This is a genomic window from Ursidibacter arcticus (assembly GCF_009761375.1).
GTDB classification, from domain to species: Bacteria; Pseudomonadota; Gammaproteobacteria; order Enterobacterales; family Pasteurellaceae; genus Ursidibacter; species Ursidibacter arcticus.
Genome location: NZ_LEKM01000015.1, coordinates 1 through 7,940, shown reverse-complemented (window position 1 = coordinate 7,940; position 7,940 = coordinate 1). Strand labels below are relative to the sequence as shown.

Below are 7,940 nucleotides of genomic sequence, written 5' to 3'. Positions count from 1 at the left end.
ATCATCAGATTATTGACAAAGTCTTTTTTCATTCGGACGCCAGCGTGGCGTCCCTACAAGGAAAGTTATAACCAATTGAAAAATAACAGATTTTATTTTGTTGTGTAGGGACGCCACGCTGGCGTCCGTTTATTGAATACAACAAATTAGGGTTTGTCAGCGGTCAAATATTAAGATCATTCTGCAAATTTATAGTTGAACTATCCGTAGATATTATGAGTGTCTGTCTTAAACATAGAAAATAGGCTTATTAGCGGTCTTTTTGTCTAAATTTTTTGCAAATCATCTCTTTTTCACAAAATAAAGTGATCTATCTCTCATTTTTTTTCTTTCTTACTTGTTATTAAGAGCAGAAAATTTTACTCTATGGAGCATATCTTCTTTTAATTTTATTTTTATGGAGTAATATACTCACTGAGTGTTTTATCTTTAAAAATAATGGAGGCTTTATGTTATTAGGTGATTTATCTCGTGATGATTATGCAAAATCATTACCCCCAGTTTTTGCACGTTTATGTGGTAAGCTCAAAACGTTAGATTTAGTGAACCTACCATTAGGTTGGCAAGATCTTGAAGATGGCGTTCGAATGAATGTAATGGAATTTGAGACAGCGCAGGCAGAGGGGAAAAAAGCAGAATTACACCGTAAGTTTATTGATATTCAATTATTGATTTCGGGTGAAGAAGCTATTCAATATAGTTTAAGTTACCCAAATTTAGCATTATATGATGAATATCGAGACGAAGACGACTATCAATTAACAGATCAGCTTGAAAATAAAAATTTATTGGTATTAAAACCTAATATGTTTGCCATTTTCTTACCAAATGAACCACACGCACCAGGTATTTCTGTTAATGGCAACCGCTTATTGAAAAAATTAGTGGTGAAAGTTCCTGTGGAGTACATATAGGAGGCGAAATGTCATCCCGTGGAAAAATATTAGACACAATCGGAGCGTTGCAAAATAGCTTAACTAAAACAGAAAAGAAAATTGCTAATGCTATTTTGTCGCAACCAGATCTACTAAATCAATGTTCCTTATCGGAAGTTGCTACTCAACTTGATGTTGGTGAAGCAACTTTTATCCGATTTTGTCGCACACTAGGTTTCAAAGGCTACACCGATTTTAAACTAGATTTAGCCATTGAGTTAGCAACACAAGAAAAAGAGAGTAGTGCGTTGCTCGATACTGATGTTGCAGAAACCGACACATCAAAAGAAATTGCAACAAAATTGCAGGTTACATTGCATAATGTAATTACAGAAACCATAAATCTATTAGATTTTAATGAATTAGAGAAAGTGGTTGATGTATTGCGCCGAGCTAAACGTATTTTCTTGTTTGGGGTTGGTTCTTCTGGGCTAACAGCGGAAGATGCAAAGCATAAGTTAATGCGTATCGGCTTACAGACTGATGCAGTAACCAATAATCATTTTATGTATATGCAAGCATCATTGTTGAAAAAGGGTGATGTTGTTATTGGGATTAGCCATTCTGGAAGTTCGGAAGAAACTGCAAAAGCACTACGCATTGCACAGCAAAATGAAGCAACGACAGTCGCACTTACACATAATTTGCGTTCGCCAATTACAGAAGTGGCAGATTATGTGCTAATCAATGGCAATCGACAAGGGCATATGCAAGGTGATTCGATCGGTACAAAAATGGCTCAATTATTTGTACTTGATCTTATTTATACTTTGCTTGTAAGAGCTGAACCGAATAAAGCTATTCAGCAGAAACAAAAAACCTTAGATGTGATTTTAGAACAACGCATCAAGTAACAGGATTTAATAAAACTCACAAGCGGTAAGATTTGCAAAAAATTTTACAGATCAAACCGCTTACTTACTTCACTTCCTTAAAGGGTAAACAAAATGAAAAATTTAAAAGGTATCTTTAGTGCATTATTAGTATCATTTAATGCAGATGGCACAATCAATGAAAAAGGGTTACGCCAAATTATCCGCCATAACATTGATAAAATGAAAGTGGATGGATTATATGTTGGTGGTTCAACAGGCGAAAACTTTATGCTTTCGACAGAAGAGAAAAAAGAGATCTTCCGTATTGCAAAAGATGAAGCAAAAGACCAAGTTGCATTGATTGCACAAGTAGGTAGCGTAAACCTAAAAGAAGCGGTTGAATTAGGTAAATATGCCACAGAGTTAGGTTATGATAGTTTATCTGCGGTAACACCTTTCTACTACAAATTTAGTTTCCCAGAAATCAAAAACTTCTACGAAACAATTATTCGTGAAACAGGTAGCCCAATGATCGTTTACTCAATCCCATTCTTAACAGGGGTAAACATTGGCGTGGCTCAATTTGCAGAATTATTCCAAAACCCGAAAATTATTGGCGTAAAATTTACCGCAGGCGATTTCTATTTGCTTGAGCGTTTACGCAAAGCATTCCCAGAGCATCTGATTTATGCTGGTTTTGATGAAATGATGTTACCAGCAGCTGTATTAGGCGTAGATGGTGCTATTGGTTCAACTTTCAATGTAAATGGTGTGCGTGCTCGTCAAATCTTTGAATTAGCACAGCAAGGTAAAATTAAAGAAGCCTTTGAAATTCAAAACGTTACGAATGATTTAATTGAAGGTATTTTAGGCAATGGCTTATATCAAACAATTAAAGGTTTATTAGAAGAAGAAGGTGTTCAAGCTGGCTATTGTCGTGAACCAATGACTAAAGAGCTTAATGCAGAGCAAAAAGCAGTGGTTAAACAATTAAAAGCTAAATATCTTTAATCTTTAACATCTAAAAATTATTAAATACCCTTAATAGATGGAATAGTGTCTGATTTATTAAGGGTAATTTTTTATATATTTTTTCAAAAATCCCACAATAACGAGCTATTTTACGCTATGATTTCTGCCTTTATTATTTTTAACCACAGGAACAAACACAATGACACAAGTATTTAATTTTAGTGCAGGCCCTGCAATGATGCCTAAAGCAGTGTTAGAACAAGCTCAAACAGAGTTACTTAACTGGCAAGAACAACAAACTTCAGTAATGGAAGTAAGCCATCGTGGTAAATTATTTATGGAATTGATTACGCAAGCGGATAAAGATTTTCGTGAGTTATATAACATTCCTGAAAACTACAAAATTTTATTCTTGCAAGGTGGGGCAAGAGGGCAATTTGCCGCTATTCCAATGAATTTAATTGGCGAAAAAGGTAAAGCACTTTATTTAACAAGTGGCCATTGGTCTGCCACAGCTGCCAAAGAAGCTCGTTTATTTTGTGAAATTGATGAAATCAACATTTTAGAACAAAGCGACACGCTCAAAGTAGCAAACTTAGATTTCAGCAACATTGCCGAACAATATGATTATATTCACTATTGCCCGAATGAAACGATTAGTGGTGTAGAAATTTTCGACTTACCTAATGTTGGAAATAGCGTGTTAGTTGCAGATATGTCATCAAACATTCTTTCTCGCGAAATTGACATTAGCAAATTTGGTATTATCTACGCAGGTGCTCAGAAGAATTTAGGACCAGCAGGGATTACAATTGTCATTGTTCGAGAAGACTTAATTGGTAAAGCACGCAAAGCAACCCCAAGCATTTGGAACTATGAAGTTCAGGCGAAAAGCGATTCAATGATCAACACTCCACCTACATTTGCGTGGTATTTATGTTCATTAGTGTTTAAACATCTTCTTAAAGAGGGGGGCGTTAAAGCTGTGGAGCAACGTAACCAAGCGAAAGCTAAGTTACTCTATGATTATTTAGATCAAAGTGATTTTTATCGTAATACTGTTGCAATCGAAAACCGTTCACTGATGAATATTACATTTACCACAGGGAATGATGAACTCAACGCAAAATTTGTTACAGAAGCAACCGCTAATGGTTTACAAGCCTTAAAAGGACACAAAGTATTAGGTGGAATGCGTGCCTCAATCTATAACGCAATGCCAATTGAAGGTGTTCAAGCGTTAATTACGTTTATGCAAAAATTTGCTGAAGAAAATAAATAGTATTATTGAGTAAATCTAAGCGGTGCGTTTTCTCAAAAATTTACAAATCTAAGAGCATATCACACCGCTTGTATTAGGGATAAATTATAAATACGCCTTTTGTTCTTTCATTAAGGTAGTAAAAAACTCAATCGCAACTTTAACTTTCGGCGAAAGATAGCGGCGGTGTGGGTAGAGCAAACTAATATCAAGTTTTTCCTGTTCCAAATGATTTAAGATCGGAATGAGTTCGCCTGATGCTAATTCATCTTTCAACAAGAATTTGGGGATCTGAATAATACCTAAGTTTGCCTTTGCCATTTGCACTAGAGCATAGCCATTATTGCTATATACTCGGCTTTGTGGTTTAAATTTAATATGATGTCCGTTCTCATTAAATTGCCAAGTTTGTTGCCCCTCATAGAGCAAACATTGGTGTTGTTGCAATTCTAATGCTGTTATGGGTTCGCCATTTTGGGCTAAATACTGGGGAGAGGCGACAATTAAATGCTCTGCTTGAGCAATACGTTTTGCCACAATGGAGCTATCTTCCAATCTACCGATGCGTAACACCAGATCATAGCCTTCAGCCACCACATCAACTCGGCGATCATTAAATTCCAAGTTAAGTTGAAGATGGGGATAAGTTTCAATAAATTTGCCTAAATGGGGTGCAATAAAGCGAGAGCCGAAATCCATCGGTACAGAGATCGTAAGTTTGCCTTGTAAGGTAGAAGTAATATCAGTTACACAGGCTTCCGCCTCTTTGAGTTCATTTAAAATAGGTAAACAGCGTTGGTAAAACAGTAGTCCAGCTTCTGTGGGGGTGATTTTGCGAGTGGTGCGTTGTAGTAGTCGAACATTTAGATGTGCTTCAAGCTGTGCGACTAATTTACTTGCCATTGCGAGCGAAATTTGTTCTTGTTGAGCGGCTTGGGTGAAACTTTGGGTTTCAATTACTCGACAAAATAAGTTAATTGCGTGTAGTTTATCCATTTTATCCCTTTTGATATTGTATTTTGTAGAAAGCCTTGCTATTGTTTTTACCATTTTATTTTAAAAAGCAATAAATATAAACGAATAAGCAACAATAGTTGGGCTATTGTGTTCATTATTTCTAATTTTGAGAGTATAAACAATTTAGGTGTAACAATGGGAAAATCATTAGTTATTGTTGAGTCGCCAGCCAAAGCTAAAACAATTAATAAATACTTGGGTAGCGATTTTGTGGTGAAATCAAGTGTTGGGCATATCCGAGATTTGCCAACAAGCAGTGCGGAAAAGGAAGAAAAAACCGAAAAAGCCAAACCGATCTCAACCAAAGGTATGAGTGCAGAGCAAAAGGCACTGGTAAAATCTGAAAAGGAACGTACCGCTTTAGTAAAACGAATGGGTATTGATCCTTACCACGACTGGAAAGCACATTACCAAATTCTACCAGGTAAAGAAAAAGTGGTGGCTGAATTGAAATCACTTGCCAAAAAAGCCGATCATATTTATCTCGCAACCGACTTGGATAGAGAAGGGGAGGCAATTGCGTGGCACTTGCGTGAAGTGATCGGGGGCGATGATGCACGTTTTAGTCGTGTTGTATTTAATGAAATTACCAAAAATGCGATTAAACAAGCCTTTGAAAAGCCAGAACAACTGAATATTGATCGTGTTAATGCACAACAAACCCGCCGTTTTTTAGATCGTGTTGTTGGCTTTATGGTGTCGCCATTACTCTGGAAAAAAGTCGCTCGTGGCTTATCTGCTGGGCGAGTTCAATCAGTTGCAGTAAAACTATTGGTAGAGCGTGAGCGAGAAATTAAAGCTTTTCAACCTGAAGAATTTTGGGATATTGTGGCAAGAACCACCGCTAAAAATGGTGAGCTTGCTCTTGATTTAACTCACGCTAAAGGGAAGAAATTCTCTGCCAAGAATCAGAAACAGGCAGAACAAGCGGTTAGTTCATTACAAAATTCTGCATTTATTGTCACAGATATTGAGAAAAAACCGACTTCATCAAAAGCCAAAGCACCTTTTATTACTTCAACGTTACAACAAACTGCAAGTACACGTTTGGGCTTTAGTGTGAAAAAAACAATGATGTTGGCTCAACGCTTATATGAGGCTGGCTACATTACCTATATGCGTACAGATTCAACCAATCTCAGCCAAGATGCACTGTCGATGGCGAGAGGGTATATTGAGCAAACCTTCGGCAAAGCCTATTTACCAACCAAACCGAATTACTATGCAAGTAAAGAAAAAGCACAAGAGGCACACGAGGCTATTCGTCCGTCAGATGTCAATGTAAAAATCACTGACTTAAAAGGAATGGAAAAAGATGCAGAGCGTTTATACGATCTAATTTGGCGACAATTCCTTGCTTGTCAAATGACTGCGGCAGAATATGATTCAACGAGTCTTACGGTTACAGCAGGTGAATATGAATTAAAAACAAAAGGGCGAGTATTGCGTTTTGACGGTTGGACGAAAGTCTTACCTATTCAAGGTAAAACTGCCGAAGACCAAGAATTGCCTGAAGTTGCACTGAATGAGGTTTTAACCCTAAATCAAGTTATTCCAAGCCAACATTTTACTAAACCGCCAGCACGTTATTCAGAAGCGGCATTAGTAAAAGAATTAGAAAAACGGGGGATTGGTCGCCCATCAACTTATGCCGCGATTATCTCAACTATTCAAGAGCGTGGTTATGTGCGAGTTGAAAACCGCCGTTTCTATGCCGAGAAAATGGGGGAGATCGTTACAGATCGCTTGAATGAATCGTTCCAAGATTTAATGAATTACGATTTTACAGCGAATATGGAAGACACTTTAGACCAAATCGCCTCAGGAAATAGTAATTGGAAGGAGGAATTAAACCGTTTCTTTAGTGATTTTTCAGAAAAACTGACTACGGCGGAGCTAAACGAATTAGAAGGTGGAATGCGTCCAAACAATTTAGTGGAAACGGATATTTACTGTCCAACTTGCCAACGTCCAATGGCAATTCGTACTGCTAGTACTGGAGTGTTTTTAGGTTGTACAGGTTATGCTTTACCACCAAAAGAGCGTTGCAAAACCACAATCAATTTAATTCCAGAAGCTGAATTATTGAATGTGTTAGATGAAGATTCCGAAACTAACGCACTAATGCAGCGTAAACGTTGCCCGAAATGTGATACGGCAATGGATAGCTATTTGATTGATCCTGCTCGTAAAATTCATATTTGCGGTAATAACCCGAATTGTGATGGCTATTTAATTGAAGAAGGGACTTTCAAAATTAAAGGCTATGATGGTCCAGTTGTTGAATGCGATAAATGCGGTGCAGATATGCACTTAAAATTAGGGCGTTTTGGAAAATATATGGGCTGTACGCAATGTGATAATACTCGTAAAATTCTGAAAAATGGTGAAGTTGCTCCACCACGAGAGGAGCCTGTTGCTTTCCCAGAGTTGAAATGTGAGAAGTCAGATGCCTACTTTGTACTGCGTGATGGGGCAAGTGGCGTTTTTATGTCGGCACATAATTTCCCGAAATCTCGTGAAAGCCGTGCACCGAAAGTGGTTGAATTAGCTACATATCGTGAACGTTTACCAGAGAAATTACAGTATCTTGCAGATGCACCACAAAAAGACCCTGAAGGAAACGAGGCTATTATTCGCTTTAGCCGTAAAGAAAAACGTCAATACGTTACTTCAGAAAAAGAAGGAAAAGCAACCAAATGGATTGTGGATTACCTCGATGGAAAATGGGTAGAACGCAAGAAATAATCTGATTAAACGGCACAATATCTGTGCCGTCAGATTATTGACAAAGTCTTTTTTCATTCGGACGCCAGCGTGGCGTCCCTACAAGGAAAGTTATAACTAATTGAAAAATAACAGATTTTATTTTGTTATGTAGGAACGCCACGCTGGCGTCCGTTAATTGGATACAACAAATTGAGGTTTGTCATCAGTCTG

At 37.5% G+C, this 7,940-nt stretch carries 6 protein-coding genes; 5 read left to right on the top strand and 1 reads right to left on the bottom strand.

What is annotated here, in order from left to right; translation table 11 throughout:
* Positions 1-449 precede the first annotated feature (449 nt).
* The 4 genes from nanQ to serC all read left to right on the top strand — a co-directional run bounded on the left by nanQ (position 450) and on the right by serC (position 4,004).
* On the top strand, positions 450-914 hold the full coding sequence (nanQ, locus tag A1D25_RS00585) for an N-acetylneuraminate anomerase (RefSeq protein WP_157393786.1): 465 nt from the start codon (positions 450-452) through the stop codon (positions 912-914).
* An 8-nt stretch (positions 915-922) separates the two neighbouring features.
* Positions 923-1,789: a MurR/RpiR family transcriptional regulator gene (locus A1D25_RS00580; RefSeq protein ID WP_157393785.1), complete on the top strand. Its 867-nt coding sequence runs from the start codon at positions 923-925 to the stop codon at positions 1,787-1,789.
* 93 nt (positions 1,790-1,882) lie between these two features.
* Positions 1,883-2,761, top strand: a complete 879-nt coding sequence (gene nanA, locus A1D25_RS00575) for an N-acetylneuraminate lyase (protein ID WP_157393784.1) — start codon at positions 1,883-1,885, stop codon at positions 2,759-2,761.
* Positions 2,762-2,921: 160 nt separating this feature from the next.
* Complete coding sequence (gene serC / locus A1D25_RS00570) at positions 2,922-4,004, top strand: 3-phosphoserine/phosphohydroxythreonine transaminase (protein ID WP_157393783.1); 1,083 nt, start codon at positions 2,922-2,924, stop codon at positions 4,002-4,004.
* A gap of 84 nt (positions 4,005-4,088) precedes the next feature.
* Here serC and A1D25_RS00565 read toward each other — a convergent pair whose 3' ends face one another.
* On the bottom strand, positions 4,089-4,979 hold the full coding sequence (locus tag A1D25_RS00565; protein WP_157393782.1) for a LysR family transcriptional regulator: 891 nt from the start codon (positions 4,977-4,979) through the stop codon (positions 4,089-4,091).
* A gap of 156 nt (positions 4,980-5,135) precedes the next feature.
* On the opposite strand from A1D25_RS00565, the gene topA reads away from it, so the two are divergent.
* A complete protein-coding gene (gene topA / locus A1D25_RS00560; protein ID WP_157393781.1) occupies positions 5,136-7,748 on the top strand; it encodes a type I DNA topoisomerase in 2,613 nt (870 codons plus the stop codon).
* Positions 7,749-7,940 lie beyond the last annotated feature (192 nt).